The sequence below is a fragment of the Naasia sp. genome, assembly GCF_025465545.1.
Classification (GTDB): Bacteria; Actinomycetota; Actinomycetes; order Actinomycetales; family Microbacteriaceae; genus Naasia.
The window spans coordinates 1-23,221 of the sequence record NZ_JAODMK010000036.1; the positions used below are offsets into that span (position 1 = coordinate 1).

Genomic DNA, 23,221 nt, shown 5'->3' on the forward strand with positions numbered 1-23,221 from the left:
TCGTGGACTTCCTGGCACCGGCCTGGCGCCGGACCCTGCTGGCGCAGAAGCTGGTGCAGCTCACGATGCCCGGCGTCGCCGACACCTACCAGGGGACCGAGCTGGTCGACCTCTCGCTCGTCGACCCCGACAACCGGCGGCCGGTGGACTTCGGCCTCCGCCGGCGTCTGCTCGCCGACATCGATGCGGGCGCGAAGCCCCCCGTCGACGAGTCGGGAGCCGCCAAGCTTCTGGTGACCGCGACCGCGCTGCGCCTGCGCCGCGACCGCCCGGACCTGTTCACCGGCTACACCCCCCTGTCCGCGAGCGGCACCGCCGCGGATCATCTCGTCGCCTTCGATCGCGGCGGGGCGATCTCCCTCGCCACCCGGCTGCCCGTCGGACTCGCCGGCGCGGGCGGATGGGGCGACACCGCCCTCGACATCGGCTCCGCGCCGGTCGTCGACGTGCTGAGCGGCCGCCGCCATCCGGGCGGCGTGCTGCAGGTCCGGGACGTGCTCACCGACTACCCGGTGGCACTGCTCGTCGAAGAAGGAGGAAAGCCGTGAGCCCCAGCCCCTACGACGTGTGGGCGCCCCGCGCGAGGTCCGTGACGCTGCTCCTCGACGGGGAGAGGCACCCGATGACCGCCGCCGACGGCGGCTGGCACACCGTGGACATCCCGGCCGACGGCCAGGACCACGACTACGGCTACCTGCTCGGCGACGGCGACGCCCCGCGTCCCGACCCTCGCTCCCGGCGGCAGCCGGAGGGCGTGCACGGGCTGAGCCGCACCTTCGACCCCGGCGCCTACGCATGGGGCGACGCGGCGTGGACGGGCCGCCAGCTTCCCGGCGGCGTCGTCTACGAACTGCACATCGGCACCTTTACCCCCGAGGGCACCCTCGACTCGGCGATCGAGCGGCTCGACCACCTCGTCGGGCTCGGGATCGACCTGGTGGAGGTCCTGCCGGTCAACGGCTTCAACGGCACACACAACTGGGGCTACGACGGCGTGCTCTGGTACGCGGTCCAGGAGAGCTATGGCGGCCCGGCCGCCTACCAGCGCTTCGTGGACGCCTGCCACCAGCGCGGCCTCGGCGTGATCCAGGACGTCGTCTACAACCACCTCGGACCGAGCGGCAACTACCTGCCCGAGTTCGGCCCGTACCTGCAGGACCGGAGCGCCAACACCTGGGGATCCTCCGTCAACCTCGACGGGGAGGACTCCGACGAGGTCCGCGACTACATCATCTCCAACGCTCTGATGTGGCTCGACGACTACCACGTCGACGGGCTCCGCCTGGATGCGGTGCACGCCCTGGTCGATCACCGGGCTGTGCACATCCTCGAGCAGCTCGCCGAGGAGGTCGACGCCCTGTCGGCGCACCTGGGACGTCCGCTGACCCTCATCGCCGAGTCGGACATGAACGACCCCAAGATGATCCGGCCGCGCGAGGCGCTCGGCTACGGCATCACGGCTCAGTGGAGCGACGACTTCCATCACGCCCTGCACGTCAACCTCACCGGGGAGACCGCCGGCTACTACGAGGACTTCGACTCGGTCCGCGCCCTCGCGACGGTGCTCGAGGAGGGGTTCTTCCACGCGGGCACCCTCTCCACCTTCCGCGGGCGGGTGCACGGCCGGCCTCTCGACGTGGAGCGCACGCCGACCTGGCGGCTCGTGGTGTTCGCGCAGGACCACGACCAGATCGGCAATCGGGCGACGGGCGACCGGCTCACAGCGACCCTCGACGAGCGCGGCCTCGCGCTGGCCGCCGTCCTCACCCTCACGTCCCCCTTCACGCCCATGCTCTTCATGGGCGAGGAGTGGGGAGCGAGCACGCCGTGGCAGTTCTTCACGTCGCACCCCGAGCCGGAGCTCGGCGAGGCGACCGCGAAGGGCCGCGTCGAGGAGTTCGCGAAGATGGGCTGGGACCCCGCCGTGGTGCCCGATCCACAGGATCCGGAGACCTTCACGCGCTCCAAGCTCGATTGGTCGGAGCCGTACCCCGCGTCGGGCGAGGACGGGACGCACACCCGCATCCTCGACCTCTACCGCCGGCTGATCGCCCTGCGTCGCGAGGTGCCGGAGCTCACCGACCCGCGCTTCCGCGAGACGTTCGTGGACTACGACGAGGACGACCGCTGGCTCGTGATGGCCCGCGGCTCGGTGACCGTCGCGGTGAACTTCGCCGACACGGCGGTGGAGCTCGGCATCGAGGGCGAGCCTCTGCTCGTCACCGACCCCGGCGTGGCCATCGTTCCGGACGGCGCGGTGCTGCTGCCGCCGCGCTCGGCCGTCATCCTCGCCGCGACCGAGTAGCGGCGCTGCCTCGGCGCGACGAAGCAGCGCGGGCCATCCGCCGAATGCGCCTCGAAACGCCGAGCGCGCCCGGTATCCACGGTGCCCTCGGCGTCTGGGGGCGCATTCGGCGAGGCGGGCCCGGTCGAACTGAGAGCCCTGCGTCTTCTTCTCGACCCCCCTGCCCGAGGTCTCCCCCTGCGAGGTGTTCGAGGTGACCTTGTCGCCGACTGCCGAAGCCATCCCTCGGGCATAGAAGGTGAGCCGCTCGGTGCGTCGAGCGCCCCCTGTAACGCCGACGGCGCCCCAGGTCCACGGCGCGCTCGGCGTTTGAGGGCGCGCTCGGCGTTCGGGCGCGCGGTGCGCGGCCGGGCGGGGCGGTCAGGCGTCCGGGCGGATGGTGTGGCCCGGGAGGTCGCGGGTCTGCTTGCCGAGCAGGGTCGCCGGGCGGATGGCGCCCCTGCCGAAGCGCTCGACGGCGGCGTCCATCACCTGCTCCGCCTCGCGCCAGCCGTCATCCTCGCTCCACAGCGAGAGGCTGTCGCCTCCGGCCGGGGCGAGCTGCTCGGCACGCACGCCGATCAGGCGGATGCGGCGGCCGACCAGGTCCTGCTCCTCGAGCAGCTCCACCGCCTGCTCGTAGATGCGGCGGGCCACCGAGGTCGGCTCGGACAGGGTGCGGGACCGGGTGATGGTCGTGAAGTCGGCGAAGCGCAGCTTGAGGGCGATCGTCCGCGACACGTGGCCAGCCGCGCGGAGCCGCACGGCCACCCGCTCCGACTGGTCGAGCAGCTCGCGGCGCAGCAGCACGGGATCGCTCACGTCGGTGGCGAAGGTGTTCTCGTGACCCACGCTCTTCTCCACCGACTCCGGATCCACCGAGCGAGGATCGCGGCCCCAGGCGAGGTCGTACAGGCGTCCGCCGGCAGCCACGCCCACCCACTTCTGCAGCACGTCGCGGGGCGTGGCCGCCAGGTCGCCGACCGTTCGCATGCCCCGCTTGCCGAGCGACTCCGCGGTGGCCTTGCCGACGCCCCAGAGCGCCCCGACCGGCAGCGGATGCAGGAAGCCGAGCGTGTCCTCGGCAGGGATGATCAGCAGCCCGTCGGGCTTGGACCGAGTGGAGGCGAGCTTGGCCACGAACTTGGTGGACGCTGCGCCCACCGAGCAGGTGAGGCCGGTCTCCGCCAGCACGCGCTCGCGCAGGCCGCGCGCGATGATGCCGGGCGAGCCGAGCAGCCGGCGGGCACCGGCGACGTCGAGGAAGGCCTCGTCGATGCTCAGCGGCTCCACAAGCGGGGTGACGTCGCGGAAGATCGACATCACCCGGCGCGAGTAGTGCGCGTACTTCGCGCCGTGCGGCGGGATGATCACCGCTGCGGGGCACAGCCGCTTGGCCTGGGAGACCGGCATCGCGGACCGCACGCCGAACGCGCGCGCTTCATAGGTGGCGCTGGTGACGACGGAGCGTCCCGACTCCCCCGCGATGATCACCGGCTTGCCGCGCAGCTCGGGCCGGTCGAGCAGCTCGACGCTGGCGAAGAACGCGTCCATGTCGACGTGCAGGATCGTCGCGCTCGAGCTGTCGACGGATTCGGCGGAGACCTGCCGGTCGCCCTGTCCGCCCTTGACGCTCACAGGTCCATTGTCGTTCCCGCGGCCGGCGTCGGTCCGCGGCGCACAGGTCGACTCGACCCGGGTCCCGGAAGGCTCAGGCGGCGCCGGAGAGCGCGAGCACGCGGATGTCGACGATCTGAGGCATGGACCAGGCCAGCAGCATGCCCGACTCGTCCTCGATGGCCCAGGAGCCGCAGCGGCAGGAGACCACGCGGGCGCCGTCCCCGAAATCCAGGGACACGTCATCGACGGTGACCTCGGCGACCTCGTCTCCGGCCACGGAGCAGCTGTGTCCGATGTGCGGATCGATCATGATGGTCCCCCTTCGCTCTTCGTCCATGCTCCCCCGGCTCCTCCAACCGGGAGGATGCCACGCCGACAGGATGCAGGAGGCCTCCGACACTGGGGCCTCTCGGCGACCGGAATCGGGCGCGGCGGCGACCGTTCAGCGGGCGAGGCGCTCGATCAGGCTCCCGTAGAGGCCCGGCACGGCGACCGCGGTCGGCACGATCGCGCGGCGCAGCGGCGACGATGCCGCAGCGACCAGCGCCCCCGTGAGTGCGCGAAAGTCCCGCGTGCGGGCGGACCACTCGCGCTCGTAGGCGGCGGGATCACCGGCGATCACCGCGGCCACCGCCGCGTCGGCCTGGGCGAAGCCCACCCGCATCCCCTCGCCCGTGAGGGCGTCGACGTAGCCGGACGCGTCGCCGACGAGCAGCACCCGGCCGACCGAGCGGGCCCGGCTCGACTGCCGAAGCGGGCCCGCGCCGCGCACCGGGCCGTCCGGCTGGGCACCGATGAGGCGGGCCTCGAGCTCGGGGATCTGGGCGAGAGCCGCGTCGAACCCGGTGTGCCGGGGCCCGAGGACGGCGACACCCACCAGGCCGGGCCCGACCGGCGTCACATACAACTCCACGCTGCGACCCCAGTGCACCTCCACCAGATCGGTCCACGGCTCGAGCCGGAAGTGCCGACGCAGTCCGAAGCGCCGACCGGGGCGCCGGGAGCCGTCGAGTCCGACGGTCCGGCGCACCGGGGAGTGCAGCCCGTCACAGGCCAGGAGCCAGGAGGCGCGCACCTCCGCCGCCTCGACCGCGCCGCTCGTCTGCAGGACGGTCGTCGCCTTGCGGGTCACGGTGACCACGCCCAGCTCGGCCGCTCGGGCGGCCAGCGCCGCGTGCAGGGTGGTGCGGCGCACCCCGAGCCCCGCCCCGTGCCGGAGGCGGTGCTCGACGCTGCGGCGGCCGTCGGTGTAGCGGAAGCCGCGGATGGCCCTGCCCTCCGGATGCACGCCCAAGGCGGCGAGGGCGGCGACCGCGCCCGGCATCAGCCCCTCGCCGCACGCCTTGTCGATGGGACCGGTGCGCGGCTCCGCGACGACGACATCCAGGCCCGCCAGCCGCGCCTGGATGGCCGCAACCAGCCCGACGGGCCCGCCCCCGACGACGAGGAGATCCGCCTCCTGCATCAGGCCGCCCGGCCTGCCGCCCCTCGCAGGGCGCGCTCCTCGACGGGGATCCGGAAGGCGAGCAGCAGGACCGCGTTGAGCACGGTGAAGGCGAGCGCGGTGATCCATGCCGTGTGCACGAGCGGAAGCGCGATCCCCTCCGCGACGACGACCACGTAGTTGGGGTGGCGGAGGAAGCGGTAGGGGCCGCGGCTCACGAGCGAGAGCCCGGGCACCACGATGACGCGGGTGTTCCACTGCGGGCCGAGGGTGCTGATGCACCAGTAGCGCAGCACCTGGGCGGCGAGCGCGACCGCGAGCGCCGGCCAGCCGAGCAGCGGCAGGAACGGACGATGGGCCACGACGACCTCGAGGAGGCAGGCGAGCAGCAGCCCGGTGTGCAGCATCACCATCCACGGGAAGTGCCGCCGGCCGTACTCGACGCCGCCGCGGGCGAACGCCCAGCGCGCGTTGCGGGTGGAGACCACGAGCTCGAAGATCCGCTCGCCGCCGGTGGCGAGGAGAAGGGCGCCGAACCAGGCCACGCCGATCCCGTAGTCGGTCATGCCGCGGCCGGTGCGGCGGCCTCCGGCCAGCGCAGGAGCACCAGTTCGGCGCACACCCCGGGGCCGAGGGCGAACAGCAGCGCCGCGTCACCGGGATCGTGGCGCACCGAGGAGAGCGAGTCGGCCAGCACGTGCAGCACCGACGCGGACGAGAGGTTGCCCACGGCGGCCATCGACTGCCAGCTCAGTGCCAGGGCGTCGGCCGGGAGGTCGAGAGAGCGGGCGAACGCCTCGAGCACCCGGGGGCCGCCGGGATGGGCGAGCCAGTCGTCGATGTCCTCGACCGAGACGCCGTTGTCGGCGAGGAACGCCCGGACGTCGGGACCGAAGTGCTCGTCGACGACGTCCATGACGCCCGCAGTGAGCACGATGCGGAAGCCGGTGGATCCGGGGTTGAAGCCGAGCACGTGGCCGCTGTCCGGATAGAGCGCGCTGCGCGCATCGACGATGTCGGGGCCGGTGAGGCCGAGGCGTGCGGCACGCGCGTCCCCGACCGCTACCACGGCTGCCGCGCCGTCGCCGAAGAGCCCGCTGGCGACGAAATTCGCCATCGAGTCGTCGTCGCGCTGCACGGTGAGGGAGCAGAGCTCGACGGAGACCAGCACCGCGACCTCATCGGGGTGGCCGATCAGGTAGTCGTGCAGTCGTGCGATGCCGGCGGCTCCGGCCACGCAGCCGAGCCCGAACATCGGCACCCGCTTCACGTCGGGGCGGAGGCCGATCCTGGGCACGAGGAGCGCGTCCACCGACGGGGCGGAGATGCCGGTGACGGAGGTGAACATCACCAGATCGACGTCGGAGGGCACCAGTCCGGCGGTCGCGAGGGCGCGCAGGAGCGCCCGCTCCGCCAGGTCCGTCGCCGCCTCGATGAAGCGGTCGTTCGTCTCCGTGAAGGTCTGCGGATCGCGGTATTCCTCGAGCGGCATCACCAGATGACGGCGCTCCACGTGGGACCCCTCGTGCAGCCGCCGCATCACGGCCTGCTTGCCCGGATCGCTCGTGATCATCGGGGCCAGCATCGCGGTGATCTCCGACTGCGCATACGAGTGCTCCGGAAGCGCAGCGGCAACGGCGGCGATACGGGTCACGCCGTGACGGTATCACCGCTTACTGACCGCCGCCTGCCGCGCAGCGGAGGGCATCCGGCCGCCCGGCGAGGAGGAGGATGGGGGGATGACTCGAGTCGCCGTCGTCGGCGCGCACGGCCAGGTCGGCCAGCGCATCCTCAACCAGCTCTACGTCCGCGGCGACGAGGGGGTGGGCATCGTGCGCAACCCGGAGCACGGCGAGGATCTGCACCGCCTCGGCGCGGAGTCGGTCGTGCTCGACATCGAGTCGGCCACCGCGGACGAGCTCGCGGAGGCGCTGCGAGGCTGCGACGCCGTCGTGTTCGCGGCGGGGGCCGGCGCGGGTTCGGGAGCGGAGCGCAAACGCACGGTCGACTACGCCGGCTCCGTCCTCACCGCGGAAGCCGCACGCATCGCCGGGGTGCGGCGCTTCGTGCAGATCTCCGCGATCGGCGTGGACGCCCCGCTCGCCGAGGATGCCGAACCGGTGTGGGCCGCGTACGTTCAGGCGAAGCGGGACGCGGACGAGCGCCTGAGGGCCACCGATCTGGACTGGACGATCCTCCGTCCGGGCGGCCTCAGCAACGACGAGGGCACCGGCTCTGTCACGATCGGCGCGACGGTCGAGCGCGGGCCCATCTCCCGCGAGGACGTCGCGGCGCTCGTACTGGCCGTGCTCGATCGGCCGGCCACCGCACGTCGCCAGTGGGAGGTCGTCGGCGGCCCCACGCCGATCGCCGAGGCGCTTCCGGCGGCTCCGGCCTGACCCCGAGCGCGTCGCTCCCCTGCCACCGGGATCGGCGCGCCGGCGGGCGCTAGGGTGACGTTCGGTCCAGGGAGGTCCTCATGCCGATCATCGACAACGCGGTGTACGTCGCCGGCAAGCGCACCGCGAACCCGCCGAGCCTCGAGGAGACCTTCGAGACCCTCCGCGACCGCAAGGGCGTCGCGTGGATCGGCATGTACCGGCCCAGCCGGGAGGAGCTGCAGGCGGTCGCCAACGAGTTCGAGCTGCACCGACTTGCGGTGGAGGACGCCCTCAAGGGGCACCAGCGCGCCAAGCTCGAGCGCTTCGGCGACGTGCTGTTCCTCGTGCTGCGGCCCGCCCGCTACCTCGACGCGGCCGAGCGGGTGGAGTTCGGCGAGGTGCACGTCTTCATCGGCAGGGACTTCGCCATCACCATCCGGCACGCGGAGTCTCCCGATCTGGGCAGGGTCCGCAAGCGCCTCGAGGCGAATCCGGAGCTGCTCGCACTGGGACCGGATGCCATCCTCTACGCCGTGCTCGACCAGATCGTCGACGAGTACGAGCCGGTCATCGCCGGGCTGCAGAACGACATCGACGAGATCGAGGACCAGCTGTTCAGCGGCGAGCCCGCGGTGTCCAAGCGCATCTACGACCTCGCTCGCGAGGTGATGGAGTTCGAGCGCGCGGTCGCGCCGCTCGTCGACATGCTGAAGTCGTTGCAGCGGGGATTCGAGAAGTACGACGTGCACGTGGAGCTGCAGCGCAGCCTGCGGGACGTGCTCGACCACTCGATCCGCACTGCGGAGCGGGCGGAGTCCTTCCGGGCCCTCCTGCAGAACGCCCTCACCACGAACGCCACCCTCGTGACCGAGGTGCAGAACGCGCAGATGCAGCGCATCAGCGAGACGAGCCTGGCGCAGGGCGAGCAGGTGAAGAAGATCTCCTCGTATGCGGCGATCCTGTTCGCCCCGAGCCTCGTCAGCGGCATCTACGGGATGAACTTCCGGCACATGCCCGAGCTGGACTGGACGCTGGGCTATCCCCTCGCGGTGCTGCTGATGGCGGTGCTGAGCGGTGGGCTCTACTTCGCCTTCAAGCGGAACGGGTGGCTCTAGCCGCCTCCAGCCGGGCCCTCCTCCTGAGCGCCGCGGTCTCCGCGCCCGACCGCGTGCCGAGCACCCGACCGGTCGCCTTGAGCACGACGCGGGCGGCCGGCACCGTTCCGCGCGGCGCTCGCGGCAGGCGCAGGAGTTCGCGCAGGTCGTCGGGCAGGGAGGCGACCGCCCCCTGGAAGAGGAGCGGATAGGTCGGCCGCAGGAGCGGCGCAAGCGGGGGGCGGCGCAGGAAGCGCACGACATCAGCGACCCGGTCGTCGTAGTGCAGCACCGGCGCGTACGAGCGCAGCTGGTCCTGCAGCTCCTGCCTGGTGCGCGGCGGATCGGTCACCTGCATGAGGAGGCCGGCCGTGGCCCAGTCGTTCACGTAGGCGTCCGCGCCGCCCGGAATCGGGCGCCCCCACAATTCATGCGCGCTGAGGAATGCGTCGGTGAAGGCCAGATGCACCCAGCGGAGCAGCTCGGGATCGTTCGCCGCGTAGGCGATGGGGCCGTGCTCTCCGAGGTACTCGCCGCGCACCCGCTCATGCAGGCGGAGGACCCAGTCGGAGGCCGTCGCGGCATCAGCCGTGGAGCCGTAGGTGACCGTCATGATCCAGCGGATGGTGCCGGCCAGGCGGCCGAACGGGTCATCGCGGTAGCGGGAGTGGTCGTGCACACCCGCCATCGCTCCGGGATGGAGGGCCTGGGTCAGCAGGGCGCGGATCCCAGCCACCAGGGTGGGCAGGTCACCGTGGACCGCCCAGGCGGCGGAGCCCGGGCCGAAATGCCCCTCGTCCTCGCCGTCCTCGAGCGCGGTGATCCAGGCGGGGACGCCGGCCGGCTGACCGGAGAGGGTGGTCTGGAGGCGGGCCCTGATCGGCTCACTGATGCGCGACACCGCACCAGTGTGCGCGACGCCCCTGGGAGCGGCCCCGCCGATCCGATCAGGGTCCGCCTCCCTCCGGAGAGCGCGTTGTGCGCTCGGGATCGAGGCTAGAACGTGACGCAGCGTCAAGCTCAAGCGGCGATCAGAATCCGCCGAAGTCGCCCCCGCCGCCGAAGTCGCCCCCACCGCCGAAGTCTCCGCCACCGAAGCCGCCGCCGTCGAAGCCGCCGCCCACGTCGCTGCTGCCGCCGAAGTCGCCACCCGAGGAGTCACCCCAGCCTGGATCGGACCCCGAGCCGCCGCCGGACGCGTCGCCGGAGCCGTCGCCCGACCCGTCTCCGCTGCCGCCCGTGTCGTCTCCCGCGGCGTCCGCGTTCGCCTGGTCGCCGTTCCCGGCGTCGGGCAGAAAGGAGCTGACGATCGCCGAGCCGATGACGTAGCCCGCCACCGTGCCCAGCAGCGAACTGCCGAGCATCGAGCCGAAGCTCGGGCCCATCATGCCGCCGCCCATACCGCCGCCGCCGCCGCCGCCGAAGGATCGCTCGAGGGTGCCGGGCTGCCGGATCTCGCTGCGGGTCGCCGACCGCGCGAGGGAGGCGGGGTCCTCGCCGGCGGGCCGCTCGGGTCCCTTCGTGAGCTCGTCGTAGACGGCCCGGCGCTGCTCCGGCGTGAGCTTGGCGAACGCCTCGGCGTGCACCTGCTCGATCGTCTCCGGAGGAGCGGTGCGCAGCAGGTAGCGGTAGCGCTCGATGGCGATCTCGTCCTCGGAGCGGACAGGGGTCACGCGCTGCGGCTCGCGGCCGTACGGGTCGGAACCCTCATCGCGGCCGAACAGTCGATCGAGGAACCCCATGAGCAGTCCTTCCGTAGAGGACAACTCTATTGGCCATGGCTGGGCGAGCACTGGGGGGCGTCCCAGCCCTGCGGACTAGCGTGGAACGGTGAGCGGAGCCAGTGCGACCCCGGCGCCCGCGGAGAGGCCGGGCGGGCGGCTCTCCGCCCTCGACGGCCTGCGGGGGTGGGCGGCCGTGGTGGTGGTGCTGCATCACCTCCTGGAGATCGCCAAGCCGTACCTGTCGCCCGGCCCTGACCGGCCGGTCGTGCTCGGCAGCGCGTGGTGGTGGATCACCGAGACGCCCCTCAAGCTGCTCACGGCGGGCCATGAGGCGGTGGTCGTCTTCTTCGTGCTCAGCGGCCTCGTCGTCGCACTGCCCGCGCTTCGGGCATCCGGGCCCTACTCGTGGGGCGCGTTCCTCGCCTCGCGCTTCGTGCGCATCTATCTGCCCGTGTGGGGTGCACTGCTGCTCGCCACGGTGTTCATCAAGCTGCTTCCCCGCGACCGGTCGCAGGTGGTGCCGCACAGCTGGATGGCCGACTCCAACGCCACCTCGCTCAGTGCTCCGCTGCTCGTGGAGGAGGCGACCCTGTCCCGCTTCTCCTTCGACATCGTCAACACGCTCTGGTCCCTGCGCTGGGAGATGATCTTCGCGGTCCTGCTCCCCCTCTACATCGTGCTCGCCCGTGCCCTCCGAAGGCGCTGGGCGGTCACCGGGTCGCTCCTCGCGGTCGCCGCGGTCGGCGGCTTCGCCCTGGAGAACGGCACCCTGTCCTACCTGCCGGCGTTCTTCCTGGGCACCCTCGTGGCGGTGAACCTCGACGGCTTCCGCGGGTGGGCCGACCGGGCACGGCGATCTCGCGCTTTCGGGGCCATCGCGGGGGCCGGCATCGCGCTGTCCTGCCTGCTGCTGATCGTGAACTGGCTCGCCCGTCCCCTCGGCTCCGCGGCCCTGACCCTCGCTCTCACCGGGCTCAGCGTGCTCGGCGCGCTCGGGCTCGTCCTGCTCGCGATAGCGCCGACCCCGCTCGCCAGAGCGCTCCTCGCGCCGGCCTCCCGGTGGCTCGGCCGCATCTCGTTCAGCCTCTACCTGGTGCACGTCCCCGTGCTCGTCACTCTCGCGTTCCTGATCGGCGACGCGCGGTGGCCGCTCGTGGCCCTGCTCGGCGTCCCGGCCAGCCTGCTCGTCGGGTGGGGGTTCGAGCGCGTGGTGGAGGCGCCCGCGCACCGGCTCGCGAGGCGGGTGGGCGGCTGGGTGGGAGCGGCCGTTCCCGCGGCTCCTCGGTGGCTCACCGCGCCGCCGCCTCCCGCGCGAGAAGCGAGCGCTTGACCTCGACGCCCCACGCGAAGCCGCCGAGCGCCCCGTCGGTGCGGACCACGCGATGGCACGGCACGAACAGGGCCACGGCGTTGGTCGCGCAGGCGGAGGCCGCGGCTCGGACGGCTGCTGGCCGGCCGCTGGCGGCTGCGAATTCGGTGTAGGTGAGGGGTCGCCCGGGGGCAATGGCGCGGAGGGCGCGCCACGCCGTGATCCGGAACGGCCCGCCCGCCTGCTCGACCGCGATCGTGTCGATCACGGACGGATCGCCGTCGTAGAACGCCGCGACCGCGTCCGCGATGCGGGGCACGGCCGCTCGTCGGACACCCTCCGGGCGATGCGCGACCGGGATGCGAGCGAGGAGCGCCTCGGTGCTGTCCGTCCAGCCCGAGGCGAGCACGGTGCCGTCCTCGCGGGCGAGGGCGCCGAACGCGCCGTCCGCTGTGCGAACGAAGTCGACGAGCACGGTCATGAGGGAGGTCCCTTTCGAGGTCGTTCGGCGGCCCGCCAGAATCGCAGGCATGCGTAGGAGCGCCACGGGGCATAGCGGGCGGTGACGGCCGAGAGCGGACCCTCAACTCCCAGCCGCCGCGCGCCGGTTCGCACCGCCGCGTCGCCCGCGAGCAGCACGTCGGGGGCGCCGAGCACCCGCATGGCGGTGTACCCGGCGGTCCAGGGACCCACGCCGGGCAGCGCCTGCAGTCGGGCGTCGAGCTCGCCGCGGTCCATGCCCGAGTCGACGAGCACGCGCCCCTCCGCCAGTGCCAGCGCCGCACCGTGCAGGGCGGCGCCGCGGGCGGCGGGACCCCGGTAGACCCCCGGGAGATGCTCCGCGGCCTCGGCCGGTGTGGGGAAGAGACGCTCGACGCCATCGAACACCGGCGGCACCGCGTCGCCTGCATGCACGCTGAGCCGGTCCAGCAGGCTCTGCGCCGATGCGACCGTGACCTGCTGTCCCGCGATGGCGCGCAGGAGGATCTCGGGTCCGTCGACGGCGCCGGGCAGCCGGATGCCGGGGACCTCCGCCACCTGCGCGGCGAGGGGGCCGGTCCCGCCGAGCACCGCGTCGATGCCGACCGGGTCGGCGTCGAGGTCCAGCAGGCGGCGCACCCGGGACAGCAGCACGGGAAGGTCGCGCAGCTCGGGGACGGACGCCGCGAGCCGAAGCTCCCCGGCCTCCGTCCAGCGCACCTCGAACTGGGCGACGCCGTGCGGCAGCACGACCGCACGGGCGTACGAGGTCGCGGTGGCGGCCTCCACGCCCCGGACGGCCCGCACGGCGAGGAAGCGGAGGATGCCCGCCGCGTCGAACGGCTCGCGCACCGCGAGCCGCAGATCGAGGAGTCCCGACGGCGATGCGGCGCCCGTCGCCGGACGCGCCCGGAGTGCGCTCGGGGTCAGGCCGAAGACCTCCGCGATGGTCTCGTTGAACTGCCGGATGCTGGCGAAACCGGCGGCGTAGGCGACCTGGGTGACAGGGAGAGCTGTGGACACGAGGAGGGTGCGGGCGGTCTGCGCCCGGCTGGCCCGCGCGAGGGCGAGCGGGCCGGCCCCGAGCTCCTCGGTGAGCACGCGGGAGACATGCCGCGGCGTGTAGCCGAGCGCCGCGGCGAGCCCGTCGACGCCGGACCGCTCGACCACGCCGTCGGAGATGAGCCGCATGGCGCGTCCGGCCAGGCCGTCGCGGAGGTTCCACTCGGGGCTGCCCGGGACAGCCTCCGGCAGGCAGCGCTTGCAGGCACGGTAGCCGGCGGCGTGGGCCGCCGCGGAGGTGAGGAAGAAGGACACGTTCTGCGGCTTGGGCGTCCGGGCCGGGCAGGAGGGCCGGCAGTAGATGCCTGTGGTGCGCACCGCGGTGACGAACTGGCCGTCGAAGCGCACATCCCGGGAGGAGATGATCCGGTAGCGCTGGTCGAAGTCCACCCCTCGAGTGTGACATCCGCCCCGGAACCTCTGTAGCGGTTTTCGGACGCGGCTGCCGGTGCGGCTGCGCCGGCGCGCGCCTGCCGCAGATGCGCCGAGGGGGGTTGCACCGTGCGGTTCGCGGCGACGAGGGTGGAAGCACGATCGAGGAGGGCGAATGACGAACTTCGGCTACACGCTGATGACCGAGCAGAGCGGACCCCAGCAGCTGGTGTCCTATGCCGTGAAGGCCGAGCAGGTCGGCTTCGACTTCGAGGTGTCGAGCGACCACTACTCGCCGTGGCTGATGTCGCAGGGCCACGCTCCGTACGCGTGGACCGTGCTGGGTGCGGTCGCGCAGGCCACGAGCCGGGTTGAGCTCGCCACCTATGTCACCTGCCCGATCCAGCGCTACCACCCCGCGGTCGTCGCCCAGAAGGCGGCGACCCTCCAGCTGCTCTGCGACGGTCGCTTCATCCTGGGCCTCGGCTCGGGCGAGAACCTCAACGAGCACGTGACCGGTGAGGGGTGGCCGCCGATCGCGCAGCGCCAGGACATGCTCGAGGAGGCGGTGCAGATCATCCGCGCCCTGCACACCGGCGAGCTCGTGACGTGGGAGGGCGACTACTTCCGGGTGGACTCCGCCCGCATCTGGGACGTGCCCGATGGCGGAGTGCCGATCGGGATCGCCGTGTCCGGCGAGAAGTCCATCGAGCGCTTCTCGCCCCTCGCCGACCACTTCATCTCGACCGAGCCGGAGAAGGCCCTGATCGACGAGTGGGACGCCGCGACGGGAGGCAAGGGCCGCAAGATCGGCCAGATCCCGATCAGCTGGGCACCCGACCGCGACGACGCGATCGAGCGGGCTCACGACCAGTTCCGCTGGTTCGCGGGCGGCTGGGCGGTGAACGCGGACCTGCCCACGCCGGCCGGGTTCGCGGGCGCCAGCAAGTTCGTCCGCAAGGAGGACGTGGCGGAGCAGATCCCCTGCGGCCCCGACCTCGAGGCGATCGTGGAGTCGGTGCGTGCGTACTGGGAGGCCGGCTACACCGACATCGCACTCGTCCAGGTCGGCGACGACCTGCAGGAGCGCTTCCTGCAGGAGGCGGCGACCCCGCTGCTCGCCCTGCTGCGAGACGCCGCTCAGTAGGAGATGCCGGGGCCGGCCTCGCCCGTCCCGCCGCGACCCCGCCGCCCGATCAGGCTCTCGTTGAGCGCCTCGAGCAGGGCGGCGACGTCCTGGTAGACCTCCTCGGCCCCGGCGTCCCGCAGCTCGGCCTCGCTCACCCCGCCCGTCAGCACCCCGATCGCCGTCACGCCGGCCCGGCCCGCGGCCTGCACATCCCACACCGAGTCGCCGACCATGACCGCCTCGCCCGGCTGCACGCCGGCCTTGCCGAGCGCGACCTCGATGATGTCGGGCTCCGGCTTCGCCGTTCCCACATCGCCGGACGAGGTGACCTCCGAGACGGCGTCGTCGACGTCGAGGACGCCCCGGAGGATCGCGAGCTCGTCCTCGGGGGCGGAGGTCGCCAGAACCACTCGGATGCCCCGCGCGTCGATGGCCCGGATCAGCTCCTGAGCACCGTCGAACGGCCGCAGCCGGCCGGCCGCCTCCTTGTAGTAGTCGCTGTGCAGCTCCTTGGCGCGGCTCGTCGTCTCCTCCGGCACGCCGCCCGCGACAGCCTCGAGGAGCTTCTTCGAGTCCATGCCGATCGACCGGTGGATCTTCCACACCGGCGCGGGCGCGTCCACCTCGGCGAGCGCACGATCCCACGCGTCGATGTGCAGGTAATTGGAGTCAACGAGGGTGCCGTCGATGTCGAACAGCACGGCGCGGAGCGGAGATTCGGAGGCCATGCCGCCAGTCAATCAGGCGGCCTGCACCCCCGGCATGGGCTTGACGGGCGGCAGGGGACACAATGGGGCATGGCGACCCGCCTCCTGCTCTTGGCCGACACCCACCTGCCGACCCGCGCGAGGGATCTTCCCCCGGAGGTGTGGGACGCGGTCGGCGACGCCGATGTGGTGGTGCATGCCGGCGACTGGGTGGATGAGGCGACCCTCGACCTGCTGGACGCTCGCGCGTCCCGGCTGCTCGCCTGCTGGGGCAACAACGATGGGCCCGGGCTGCGGGAGCGGCTGCCTGAGCTGGCCCGCGCGGACATCGAGGGCGTGCGGGTCGGGGTCGTGCACGAGACGGGCTCCTCGTCGCGGCGCGAGCGCCGGATGGACGAGGCCTACCCCGACCTCGACCTCCTGGTCTTCGGTCACTCGCACATCCCCTGGGACTCCGTCACTCCGCGGGGACTCCGGCTGCTCAACCCGGGGTCGCCCACCGACCGGCGGCGCCGTCCTCGCTGCACGTACCTGACCGCGGTGCTCGAGGCCGGGGAGGTGCGATCTGTCGCACTCACCGAGTTGCCTCTCCGCAACGTCGGACGCTCGGCTTAGGATCGTCGGCGTGGAGTGGATCATCCTGGGGAGCGTCTCGGTCGCGGCCGTGCTGGCCCTGTCGATCGCGGCCCGTGGGTCCGCTCAGCGGTCGGCCCGGGGCTCCGGCTCGGTGGGCACAGGCATGATGGGCGCGTTCGACGAGATCTACGCGCCGAGTCGGCACGAGGCGATGCTCGAGTTCGAACGGCAGACCTCGCTGCCCGCCCCCGCTCCCGTCGCCGGCGATCCCGACCTCGGCGTGTACGAGGGGCGAATCCGCATCAAGCTCAGCGGCGGCCGCGACACCCGGATCGACTAGCGTCCGCAAGTCCGCGGAGGACGCGTCGTCTAGGCCTCGCGCCAGTCGTCGCTGACAAGGTGCGATCCGCCGTGCGGACCCATCAGGAGCATCCCGCCGTCGGCCACCCAGGACGCGCCCGTGACATACGAGGACGCGGAGGAGGCGAGGAAGGTGATGACGGCCGCCATCTCCCAGGCGTCGCCGGGCCGCCGCACCGGGATGCCGGGCCGCTCGATCGTGCGCGGGTCCACGTCGGTCTGATCGTTCATCGGCGTGGAGATCTCCCCCGGCGCCACCGCGTTGACGGTGATGCCGTGCTGGCCGAGCTCCAGGGCCATCGACTTGACCAGGCCGCCGAGCCCGTGCTTCGCCGACGTGTAGGCCGCCATGCCCACCCGCGGCTGGTGCTCGTGCACGCTCGTGACGGCGATGACGCGTCCTCCGCGCCCGCCGGCGACCATCCGCCGCGCAGCCCGCTGCATGCACACGAAGGCGCCGTCGAGGTCGGTCGCGACGGTGTGCCGCCACTGCTCGAGGGTGAGCTCGAGCAGGGGTGCTGTGTTCCCAGTGCCTGCGTTGTTGACGAAGACGTCGAGTCCACCGAGCGCGTCCGCCAGTCGGTCGACGGCGTCCCCGCACTCGTCGAGGCGCGTCGTGTCGAGCTGGCCGGTGTGCGCCACCCGTCCCGCCGCGCGCACCTCCTCGGCGGTCGCCTCCGCGCCGTCCTCGTCATCGAGCCAGGTGATGCCCACGTCCATGCCCGCCTGGGCGAGGGCGACGGCGGTGGCGCGGCCGATGCCCGAGTCGGAGCCGGTGACGATTGCGGTGCGCGGGGAGAAGTCCATGCACCCGATCCTGCGACGGCCGCACGGGAGCGGGCGAGGGGGTTGCTATTCGCGGGGAGCGATCTCCGGGGGAAGAGGCGGTCGCGAGCGGCAGGTCATTCGGCGGTGACGAAGTCGATGAGCTGCTCGACCCGGCCGAGCAGCTGCGGCTCGAGGTCTGCGTAGGTGTCGACGCGGGACAGGATCCGCTGCCAGGCGCGCGCGATGTCGGCCTGGTCCTCGTGGGGCCAGCCGAGGGCGGCGCAGATGCCGTGCTTCCACTCGGTCTGTCGCGGGATCGTCGGCCACGCGCGCAGGCCGAGCCGGCCGGGCTTCACCGACTGCCAGACGTCGACGTAGGGGTGGCCCACCACGAGGACGTGCTTCGAGTGCGGGCCGCGCGCGACCGCCTGCGCGATCCGGCTCTCCTTGGAGCCGGTCACCAGGTGATCGACGAGCACGCCCACGCGCTTGCGCGGGCCGGGGCCGAACTCGCCGAGGAGGCGCTCGAGGTGGTCCACTCCCTCGAGGTACTCCACCACCACGCCCTCGACGCGCAGGTCGTGTCCCCAGACCTTCTCCACGAGCTCCGCGTCGTGGCGGCCCTCGACGAAGATGCGGCTGGCCCGGGCGACCCGGGCCTTGGCGTCCGTCACCGCGATCGACCCGGACGCGCTGACCAGCTTGCCCCGCGAGGTGGTGAGGGTGGCGGGTGCGCGCAGCACGACGGGCTTGCCCTCGACGAGGAACCCGGGCCCGAGCGGGAACACCCGCACCTTGCCGCGCCGGTCCTCGAGCTTCACCATGCGACCCTCGACCCCGACGACGGCACCGCAGAAGCCGTTCTCCACGAGCTCGACGACGAGCCCCTGGCCGGCCTCGAGGATGGCAGGCGGCACCGTCTTCGGCTTCCGCCAGTCGGTCGCGAGCACGTCCCTGCCGTATCGGTCGTCGTTCACCGGTCGAGGGTAACCAGCGGACCGGTCGCTGCCGGGGCCGCCGCGCGGCACGGCGTCGAGCGGGGGCCCCTGAGAGTTGTCTCCACCGGGGGCGTCCCGCATGGACGAGGTCACCGTGCCGCGCCTAGCGTGGCCGCATGGTCCGCGACGCGAACGACGACATCGAACTGAAGGACACCGCCTACAGCCCTGCCACGGAGCGGGAGCAGGAGGTGCGGAACGCTCCAGGCGGCCAGGACAGCCAGGCCAAGGACGATCCCGACATCGACGCCGACGCGGTGCATCTGCTTCCCGGCACCGGCGGCCCCGACGACCAGGGCGACGTGCAGGTGGACGACTCCGAGTTCAGCCTGAACGGCCGCCCCTTCCCGGGGCATCCGGGCAGCGGGGACTAGGCAGGAAGAAGGAAGCCTGTCGCCACGAGCTCGCGCACCTGGGGCAGGAGCTCCGCGGCGAGCGCGGTCTCGTCCACCTCCAGCAGGGTCGCGAGGGCGCGAACGATGGCGCCCACCGAGAGCTCGCCGTCGCAGGTGCCGACGAGACCGGCGAGCGCCGGGTCGAGGGGCAGCTCCCGGGCGAAGCCGCCGCCCTGCTTGAGGCGCATGGCCGCCGGATGCTCGTCGCCGGGCCAGTAGTGCCGCTCTTCGGTCACGTCGGGAGCGGCGACGAGGTGCGCGGCGAGCACGGCGGCGTCGTCCCGGTCCGTCAGCCAGTCGACCGCGTCGAGGCAGGCGGCGAGATGCTCGCCCAGCCCGCCCGGGCTGACACCCGCGGGGCCGTGCAGCCGCTCCAGCCTGCGGAGGGCGGCACGGCCGCGCCGCGGCCGGCGGAGGGTCACGAAACCGAACCCGACCGCGTGCACTCCCCGGCCCAGGAAGTCGTCCAGCCAGGCGCGCAGGAGCACGTCGAAGTCCGGGGTCCCCGGCAGGATGCCGCCGTCGCGGATCCAGGTCTCGGCATACTGCACCGGATCCTGCACGTCTCGCTCGACCGCCCAGATCTCCACCCCCGCGGCGTCGGCCCAGCCGGCGACCCGGTCGATGCCGTCACGCTCGCGCCTGTCCTCCCAGTTGGCGAGGAGCTGCGCGACGCCGCCCGGCGCCAGGTGGCCGGCGGCTCCCCGCATCACCGCCTCGACGAGCGCGTCGCCCTCCAGCCCGCCGTCCCGGTACTCGTATGCGGGAATCCCGTCGTGCCGCGGGGTGATGACGAAGGGCGGGTTCGACACGATGCGGTCGAACCGCTCCCCCGCGACGGGCTCGAACAGGCTGCCGAGCCGGAAGTCGATCGTGCTCACACCATTCACGGCGGCGTTGAGCCTCGCGTAGCGGAGAGCACGCTCCGAGATGTCGGTGGCGACCACCCGATCCGCCCAGCGAGCCGCGCGGAGCGCCTGGATGCCGCATCCGGTGCCGAGATCGAGCACGGTGCGCACGCGCCGGGGCAGCTGCAGACCCAGCAGGGTGCGGGACGCGCCGCCGACGCCCAGCACGTGGTCCTCGCGCAGGGGCCGGCCGGTCATCGCCTCGCCGGGGTCGGAGACGATCCACCACTCCGTCACGCCGTCGGAGTCCATCAGCTCGTGCGGTCGCAGCTCCACCGCGCTCAGCACGGTGTCGCCCGGCGCCTCGACGAGCCCGAGCTCGACGGCGCCGGCGATGCCCAAGGTCGGAAGGGCGGCGGCGACCTCGGCGACCGGCAGCGGCCGGCCGAGCACGAACAGCGCGGCGAGCGCGGCCAGCGCCGTGCCCCGCCCGGAGCCCGCGTCGAGCGCCCGCGCTGCGGCGACCGTCGATCCTCGGCGAAGGGCGGCGTCGGGCGCGGGGCCCCACAGTCCCGGCAGTGCCGACGCCGTGTACCCCGCGGCCGTCAGGTCGGCACGGAGCGCACCGGCGAGCTCGATCACCGTCCGACTGTAGCCGGGCGGTGCCGCGGGCAGCGGCGCCGCCAGCGTTCTCGCTCGACACTGCTTCCACGACGGCCGCCCTGGTGCTCGCCCCGATCGAAGGGCCCGCTCGCTCGTCCGGAGGCGCCGTCGCCAGGGCGGCGGTTAGGCTTGACGGAGCCATGCAGCCGCTCACCGAGACCGAGATCCGCGAGTCCCTCGTCAACGCCACGGCAGGCGACGCAGCCAGGATGACCCTCCCGGGCCTGCACGAGATGCTCTGGGACCAGCGGGAGTACCTGGGCTGGCGGGACTCCCGTCAGCCGCATCGGGCCTACATCGTGCACTGGCGCGAGGGCCGGCCCGTCGGGATGATGCTGCGAGCAGCCGACAACCGGATGCGGCCCGGCATGAACGCGATGTGCTCGCTGTGCCAGACGCCTCGGCCGGCCGCGCAGGTGTCGATGTTCTCCGCGCCGAGGGCGGGAGAGCCGGGCCGGGACGGCGACACCGTCGGCACCTACATCTGCTCCGACCTGGCGTGCTCGATCACTATCCGCATCGCGCCGCCCGCGCACGAGATGCAGCCCGACCCCGTCGAGATCGTGGAACGCCGGATCGCGACGCTGCAGTCCCGGCTCGATGCGTTCACCGACAGGGTGCTCGCCGAGTAGTCAGATCAGGCGCGGGGACCGCCCGCGCCCCCCTCGGCCAGGTAGGCGAGCCGACGCAGCGTCTCCCTGTTGCGCAGGAAGATCAGGATCCTCCGCAGGATCCGGGGGATCAGCAGGCCCGGCCCCTCCACGGCGTCCTCGGTGATCCGCACCACGCAGCCTTCCGGCGAGGGGCGCACCTCGATCAGCACCTCGGCCTCGCCGATCGGCCAGCCGCGCGCGCGCAGGCGCGCCGAGGTCGGCGCCTGCCAGTCGAGCATCACGGTCTTGTCGTTGAGCATCACCGGCCAGATGCCGAAGGAGTGGTGGATCTCCGCCCCCGCCGCGGGCCAGTCCGCGGTCACATTGCGGGCGCGGGCGGCACCGACGACCCAGGTCGGATAGAGCCAGCCGTCGGAGAGCACCGAGAAGACGGCCTCGGGCGAGGCGGAGATGGTGCGGGCGTTCGTTGCCACAGTCAGTTCCTTTCGGGCGCGAGCGCCGGGGATTCCTTGATGCCGAACTCGGTGGAGAGGGCCGTCAGGGCCGCATGCCAGCCCGCCATGCCGTGCACTCCGGGGCCGGGCGCCGCGGACGCCGAGCAGAGGTAGATCCCCTTGCCCGCGGTGCGCCAGGGAGTGGGCGAGAGCGTGGGTCGGGCCACCAGCTGCGAGAAGTGCCCGCTGCCCGAGGCGATGTCGCCGCCGACGTAGTTGGGGTCGTACGCCTCCACCTGGACGGCCGTCCGGTGCGAGGAGGCGAGGATCACATCGCGGAAGCCGGGGGCGAACCGCTCGATCTGCCGGATGATCGTCTCCGTCTGGTCCGAGGTCGACCTGCGGGGGACGTGGGTATAGGCCCAGAGGGCGCCCTGCCCCTCCGGCGCCCGGGTGGCATCGAACTCGCTCGGCTGGGAGACGAGCACGTACGGCCGAGCCGCGTGCCGGCCGGCGGCGACCTCCCGCTCGGCGTAGGCCACCTCCTCCCGGCTCCCCCCGAGATGCACGGTGCCGGCGCGAGCCACCTCGGGATTCGCCCAGGGGACGGGGCCCGACAGGGCGAAGTCGGCCTTGGCGACCGCGTTGCCGTACCGCAGCCGGTTGAGCTTGCGCCGGTAGTCCTCGGGCAGCCGGCTGGCCGCGATGCGCGCGAGCGCCCGCGCGCTCGTGTCGAAGAGGACGGCCCTCGCCTGGGGCAGCTCGTCGATCGAGCCGATCGCGACGCCCGTCTCGATGCGCCCGCCGTGGGCGAGCAGGTCGGCCGCGAGAGCGTCCACGATCCGCTGGCTCCCGCCGAGAGGAATCGGCCAGCCCTGCGCGTGCCCCTGCACGGCGAGCGCGAGCCCGGCCGCGGCCGCGCCCAGGGAGGGCAGCGGCTGCACTCCGTGGGCCATCACCCCGGTGAGCAGCGCAGGGGCCAGATCCTCGCGCCAGCGCGCGTTCCAGGTCGGCAGGCCCTGCTCGAAGGTGCGCAGCCCGAAGCGCGCCATCGTCACCGGATGCCGCGGGATCCGCACGAGGGTGTCGCCGGTGAACTCCGCCACCGCGCGTGCGCGCCGCACGAGCGGCGCGAGCAGCTGCTTCCATGCTGCCCCATCGGCGCCCAGGCCCTCGGCGGTGCGGTCGAGGTCGCGGTAGGCGATGCCGGCGCGGCCGCCGTCGAGCGGATGTGCGAACGAGATGTCAGGGGTGACGAACCCGACGCGGTCGCGGAGCGCGAAGCGCGTGAAGAACGGGGAGGCGAAGGCCATCGGATGCACGGCCGAGCAGCCGTCGTGCAGGAAGCCGGGGAGGGTCGCCTCGCCGCTGCGGGCGCCGCCGCCGATCGTGGCGGCGCGCTCGTAGACCTGCACCGTGAGGCCGGCGCGGGCGAGCGTGACGGCGGCGGCGAGCCCGTTCGGGCCCGCCCCGACGATCACGGCGTCGACGGCTGGCATCCCCGCCAGTCTGTCACCCGGGGCCCGGACCGGACCCGCACCTTGACAGCCTCAGGACTCCGCGAGAACCGAGAGCACGTTGCCGGCCGGGTCCCGGAACCAGGCGATGTCCGGCCCGTAGCCGTCGCCCCGCGCGATCCCCCGCTCGTCGGTGCGGAACTCGTCGTCGGCGTAGATCTTGGTGACGACACCGCGGGCGTTGAGCTCCGCGACCGCTGCGTCGACGTCGGCGACGCGGAAGTTGAGCACCGTGAAGGTCGCCGGCTCGTGGTTCTCCTTGGGATAGACGAACACCTCGCCCCCACCGGCGAACTTGAGGCGGAACCCGCCCATCGCCTCCTCTGCCCGCAGCCCCAGGGTGTCGCGGTAGAACCGGAGGGACTCCTCGACCGCGTTGGACGAGAAGCCACTGAAGGTGTGCGCCGTGCCGAACATGATGCTCCGATCTTCCCGGCCACAG

The 23,221-nt window shown here is 72.8% G+C and carries 25 protein-coding genes and 1 pseudogene; 10 read left to right on the forward strand and 16 right to left on the reverse strand.

Features of this window, described 5'->3' with window-relative positions; genetic code table 11:
- Positions 1–548 (forward strand): annotated as a pseudogene (locus tag JWR33_RS09160) (malto-oligosyltrehalose synthase); the annotation flags it as partial.
- Complete coding sequence (treZ, locus tag JWR33_RS09165) at positions 545–2,305, forward strand: malto-oligosyltrehalose trehalohydrolase (RefSeq protein WP_297411288.1); 1,761 nt, start codon at positions 545–547, stop codon at positions 2,303–2,305. The pseudogene JWR33_RS09160 and the gene treZ, both read left to right, overlap by 4 nt.
- A gap of 360 nt (positions 2,306–2,665) precedes the next feature.
- Here treZ and JWR33_RS09170 read toward each other — a convergent pair whose 3' ends face one another.
- The 5 genes from JWR33_RS09170 to JWR33_RS09190 all read right to left on the reverse strand — a co-directional run bounded on the left by JWR33_RS09170 (position 2,666) and on the right by JWR33_RS09190 (position 7,002).
- A complete protein-coding gene (locus JWR33_RS09170; RefSeq protein WP_297411290.1) occupies positions 2,666–3,922 on the reverse strand; it encodes a DNA polymerase IV in 1,257 nt (418 codons plus the stop codon).
- Positions 3,923–3,995: 73 nt separating this feature from the next.
- Positions 3,996–4,214: a hypothetical protein gene (locus tag JWR33_RS09175; RefSeq protein ID WP_297411292.1), complete on the reverse strand. Its 219-nt coding sequence runs from the start codon at positions 4,212–4,214 to the stop codon at positions 3,996–3,998.
- 132 nt (positions 4,215–4,346) lie between these two features.
- Positions 4,347–5,369 carry an FAD-dependent monooxygenase gene (locus JWR33_RS09180; RefSeq protein WP_297411294.1) on the reverse strand — a complete coding sequence of 341 codons (1,023 nt, stop codon included), beginning with the start codon at positions 5,367–5,369 and terminating at the stop codon, positions 4,347–4,349.
- Positions 5,369–5,914: an isoprenylcysteine carboxylmethyltransferase family protein gene (locus tag JWR33_RS09185; RefSeq protein ID WP_297411296.1), complete on the reverse strand. Its 546-nt coding sequence runs from the start codon at positions 5,912–5,914 to the stop codon at positions 5,369–5,371. Before JWR33_RS09185 ends, JWR33_RS09180 begins: the two co-directional genes overlap by 1 nt.
- Complete coding sequence (locus tag JWR33_RS09190) at positions 5,911–7,002, reverse strand: 3-oxoacyl-[acyl-carrier-protein] synthase III C-terminal domain-containing protein (protein WP_297411298.1); 1,092 nt, start codon at positions 7,000–7,002, stop codon at positions 5,911–5,913. The genes JWR33_RS09185 and JWR33_RS09190 overlap by 4 nt, the downstream gene beginning before the upstream one ends.
- Positions 7,003–7,087: 85 nt before the next feature.
- Between JWR33_RS09190 and JWR33_RS09195 the strand changes: the two genes are divergently transcribed.
- Complete coding sequence (locus JWR33_RS09195) at positions 7,088–7,747, forward strand: SDR family oxidoreductase (protein ID WP_297411300.1); 660 nt, start codon at positions 7,088–7,090, stop codon at positions 7,745–7,747.
- Positions 7,748–7,827: 80 nt separating this feature from the next.
- The gene (locus tag JWR33_RS09200; RefSeq protein ID WP_297411301.1) at positions 7,828–8,844 is read left to right on the forward strand and encodes a magnesium and cobalt transport protein CorA; all 1,017 of its coding nucleotides are present in this window, start codon (positions 7,828–7,830) and stop codon (positions 8,842–8,844) included.
- Here the strand turns inward: JWR33_RS09200 and JWR33_RS09205 are convergent.
- Together JWR33_RS09205 and JWR33_RS09210 are read right to left on the reverse strand one after the other, a co-directional pair.
- The gene (locus JWR33_RS09205) at positions 8,822–9,724 is read right to left on the reverse strand and encodes an oxygenase MpaB family protein (protein ID WP_297411303.1); all 903 of its coding nucleotides are present in this window, start codon (positions 9,722–9,724) and stop codon (positions 8,822–8,824) included. The genes JWR33_RS09200 and JWR33_RS09205 overlap by 23 nt on opposite strands.
- 130 nt (positions 9,725–9,854) lie before the next feature.
- Positions 9,855–10,565: a hypothetical protein gene (locus JWR33_RS09210; RefSeq protein ID WP_297411305.1), complete on the reverse strand. Its 711-nt coding sequence runs from the start codon at positions 10,563–10,565 to the stop codon at positions 9,855–9,857.
- Between the two features lie 88 nt (positions 10,566–10,653).
- Between JWR33_RS09210 and JWR33_RS09215 the strand changes: the two genes are divergently transcribed.
- On the forward strand, positions 10,654–11,877 hold the full coding sequence (locus tag JWR33_RS09215) for an acyltransferase (protein WP_297411306.1): 1,224 nt from the start codon (positions 10,654–10,656) through the stop codon (positions 11,875–11,877).
- Here JWR33_RS09215 and JWR33_RS09220 read toward each other — a convergent pair.
- Positions 11,837–12,337: a methylated-DNA--[protein]-cysteine S-methyltransferase gene (locus JWR33_RS09220; protein WP_297411308.1), complete on the reverse strand. Its 501-nt coding sequence runs from the start codon at positions 12,335–12,337 to the stop codon at positions 11,837–11,839. The genes JWR33_RS09215 and JWR33_RS09220 overlap by 41 nt on opposite strands.
- Positions 12,334–13,788, reverse strand: a complete 1,455-nt coding sequence (locus JWR33_RS09225; protein WP_297411310.1) for an AlkA N-terminal domain-containing protein — start codon at positions 13,786–13,788, stop codon at positions 12,334–12,336. The genes JWR33_RS09220 and JWR33_RS09225 overlap by 4 nt, the downstream gene beginning before the upstream one ends.
- A gap of 157 nt (positions 13,789–13,945) precedes the next feature.
- On the opposite strand from JWR33_RS09225, the gene JWR33_RS09230 reads away from it, so the two are divergent.
- Entirely contained in the window at positions 13,946–14,917 is a 972-nt protein-coding gene (locus JWR33_RS09230; protein WP_297411312.1) for an LLM class F420-dependent oxidoreductase, read from the forward strand.
- Here JWR33_RS09230 and JWR33_RS09235 read toward each other — a convergent pair.
- Positions 14,911–15,627 carry an HAD family hydrolase gene (locus JWR33_RS09235; RefSeq protein WP_297411314.1) on the reverse strand — a complete coding sequence of 239 codons (717 nt, stop codon included), beginning with the start codon at positions 15,625–15,627 and terminating at the stop codon, positions 14,911–14,913. The two genes, JWR33_RS09230 and JWR33_RS09235, sit on opposite strands and share 7 nt — an antisense overlap.
- A gap of 69 nt (positions 15,628–15,696) precedes the next feature.
- On the opposite strand from JWR33_RS09235, the gene JWR33_RS09240 reads away from it, so the two are divergent.
- Entirely contained in the window at positions 15,697–16,221 is a 525-nt protein-coding gene (locus JWR33_RS09240) for a metallophosphoesterase (protein ID WP_297411315.1), read from the forward strand.
- Between the two features lie 10 nt (positions 16,222–16,231).
- A complete protein-coding gene (locus JWR33_RS09245; RefSeq protein WP_297411317.1) occupies positions 16,232–16,522 on the forward strand; it encodes a hypothetical protein in 291 nt (96 codons plus the stop codon).
- Positions 16,523–16,551: 29 nt separating this feature from the next.
- On the opposite strand, the gene JWR33_RS09250 is transcribed toward JWR33_RS09245, so the two are convergent.
- Both JWR33_RS09250 and JWR33_RS09255 read right to left on the reverse strand, forming a co-directional pair.
- Entirely contained in the window at positions 16,552–17,349 is a 798-nt protein-coding gene (locus JWR33_RS09250) for an SDR family oxidoreductase (RefSeq protein ID WP_297411319.1), read from the reverse strand.
- Positions 17,350–17,444: 95 nt separating this feature from the next.
- Positions 17,445–18,287 (reverse strand): DUF3097 domain-containing protein, encoded by an 843-nt coding sequence (locus JWR33_RS09255; RefSeq protein ID WP_297411321.1) that lies wholly within the window; start codon positions 18,285–18,287, stop codon positions 17,445–17,447.
- A 137-nt stretch (positions 18,288–18,424) separates the two neighbouring features.
- Here JWR33_RS09255 and JWR33_RS09260 point away from each other — a divergent pair, with 137 nt between their 5' ends.
- Positions 18,425–18,682 (forward strand): hypothetical protein, encoded by a 258-nt coding sequence (locus JWR33_RS09260; protein ID WP_297411323.1) that lies wholly within the window; start codon positions 18,425–18,427, stop codon positions 18,680–18,682.
- Here the strand turns inward: JWR33_RS09260 and JWR33_RS09265 are convergent.
- A complete protein-coding gene (locus tag JWR33_RS09265) occupies positions 18,679–20,193 on the reverse strand; it encodes a methyltransferase (RefSeq protein ID WP_297411324.1) in 1,515 nt (504 codons plus the stop codon). The two genes, JWR33_RS09260 and JWR33_RS09265, sit on opposite strands and share 4 nt — an antisense overlap.
- A gap of 161 nt (positions 20,194–20,354) precedes the next feature.
- Between JWR33_RS09265 and JWR33_RS09270 the strand changes: the two genes are divergently transcribed.
- Positions 20,355–20,846 carry an FBP domain-containing protein gene (locus JWR33_RS09270; RefSeq protein ID WP_297411326.1) on the forward strand — a complete coding sequence of 164 codons (492 nt, stop codon included), beginning with the start codon at positions 20,355–20,357 and terminating at the stop codon, positions 20,844–20,846.
- Between the two features lie 5 nt (positions 20,847–20,851).
- On the opposite strand, the gene JWR33_RS09275 is transcribed toward JWR33_RS09270, so the two are convergent.
- From JWR33_RS09275 to JWR33_RS09285, 3 genes are read right to left on the reverse strand one after another with little or no spacing between them, the layout of a single operon-like run.
- Positions 20,852–21,301 carry an SRPBCC family protein gene (locus JWR33_RS09275; RefSeq protein ID WP_297411328.1) on the reverse strand — a complete coding sequence of 150 codons (450 nt, stop codon included), beginning with the start codon at positions 21,299–21,301 and terminating at the stop codon, positions 20,852–20,854.
- Between the two features lie 2 nt (positions 21,302–21,303).
- The gene (locus tag JWR33_RS09280; protein WP_297411330.1) at positions 21,304–22,761 is read right to left on the reverse strand and encodes an NAD(P)/FAD-dependent oxidoreductase; all 1,458 of its coding nucleotides are present in this window, start codon (positions 22,759–22,761) and stop codon (positions 21,304–21,306) included.
- A gap of 51 nt (positions 22,762–22,812) precedes the next feature.
- Positions 22,813–23,196, reverse strand: coding sequence for a VOC family protein (locus tag JWR33_RS09285; protein ID WP_297411332.1), 384 nt, complete (start codon positions 23,194–23,196; stop codon positions 22,813–22,815).
- Between the last annotated feature and the right edge of the window lie 25 nt (positions 23,197–23,221).

Excerpts from the sequence above, each read along its gene's own strand:
- JWR33_RS09175 (WP_297411292.1), bottom strand. The coding sequence starts at position 4,214 with ATGATCGATCCGCACATCGGACACAGCTGCTCCGTGGCCGGAGACGAG.
- JWR33_RS09180 (WP_297411294.1), bottom strand. The coding sequence starts at position 5,369 with ATGCAGGAGGCGGATCTCCTCGTCGTCGGGGGCGGGCCCGTCGGGCTG.
- JWR33_RS09185 (WP_297411296.1), bottom strand. The coding sequence starts at position 5,914 with ATGACCGACTACGGGATCGGCGTGGCCTGGTTCGGCGCCCTTCTCCTC.
- JWR33_RS09195 (WP_297411300.1), top strand. The coding sequence starts at position 7,088 with ATGACTCGAGTCGCCGTCGTCGGCGCGCACGGCCAGGTCGGCCAGCGC.
- JWR33_RS09200 (WP_297411301.1), top strand. The coding sequence starts at position 7,828 with ATGCCGATCATCGACAACGCGGTGTACGTCGCCGGCAAGCGCACCGCG.
- JWR33_RS09210 (WP_297411305.1), bottom strand. The coding sequence starts at position 10,565 with ATGGGGTTCCTCGATCGACTGTTCGGCCGCGATGAGGGTTCCGACCCG.
- JWR33_RS09220 (WP_297411308.1), bottom strand. The coding sequence starts at position 12,337 with ATGACCGTGCTCGTCGACTTCGTTCGCACAGCGGACGGCGCGTTCGGC.
- JWR33_RS09230 (WP_297411312.1), top strand. The coding sequence starts at position 13,946 with ATGACGAACTTCGGCTACACGCTGATGACCGAGCAGAGCGGACCCCAG.
- JWR33_RS09235 (WP_297411314.1), bottom strand. The coding sequence starts at position 15,627 with ATGGCCTCCGAATCTCCGCTCCGCGCCGTGCTGTTCGACATCGACGGC.
- JWR33_RS09240 (WP_297411315.1), top strand. The coding sequence starts at position 15,697 with ATGGCGACCCGCCTCCTGCTCTTGGCCGACACCCACCTGCCGACCCGC.
- JWR33_RS09250 (WP_297411319.1), bottom strand. The coding sequence starts at position 17,349 with ATGGACTTCTCCCCGCGCACCGCAATCGTCACCGGCTCCGACTCGGGC.
- JWR33_RS09260 (WP_297411323.1), top strand. The coding sequence starts at position 18,425 with ATGGTCCGCGACGCGAACGACGACATCGAACTGAAGGACACCGCCTAC.
- JWR33_RS09270 (WP_297411326.1), top strand. The coding sequence starts at position 20,355 with ATGCAGCCGCTCACCGAGACCGAGATCCGCGAGTCCCTCGTCAACGCC.
- JWR33_RS09280 (WP_297411330.1), bottom strand. The coding sequence starts at position 22,761 with ATGCCAGCCGTCGACGCCGTGATCGTCGGGGCGGGCCCGAACGGGCTC.
- JWR33_RS09285 (WP_297411332.1), bottom strand. The coding sequence starts at position 23,196 with ATGTTCGGCACGGCGCACACCTTCAGTGGCTTCTCGTCCAACGCGGTC.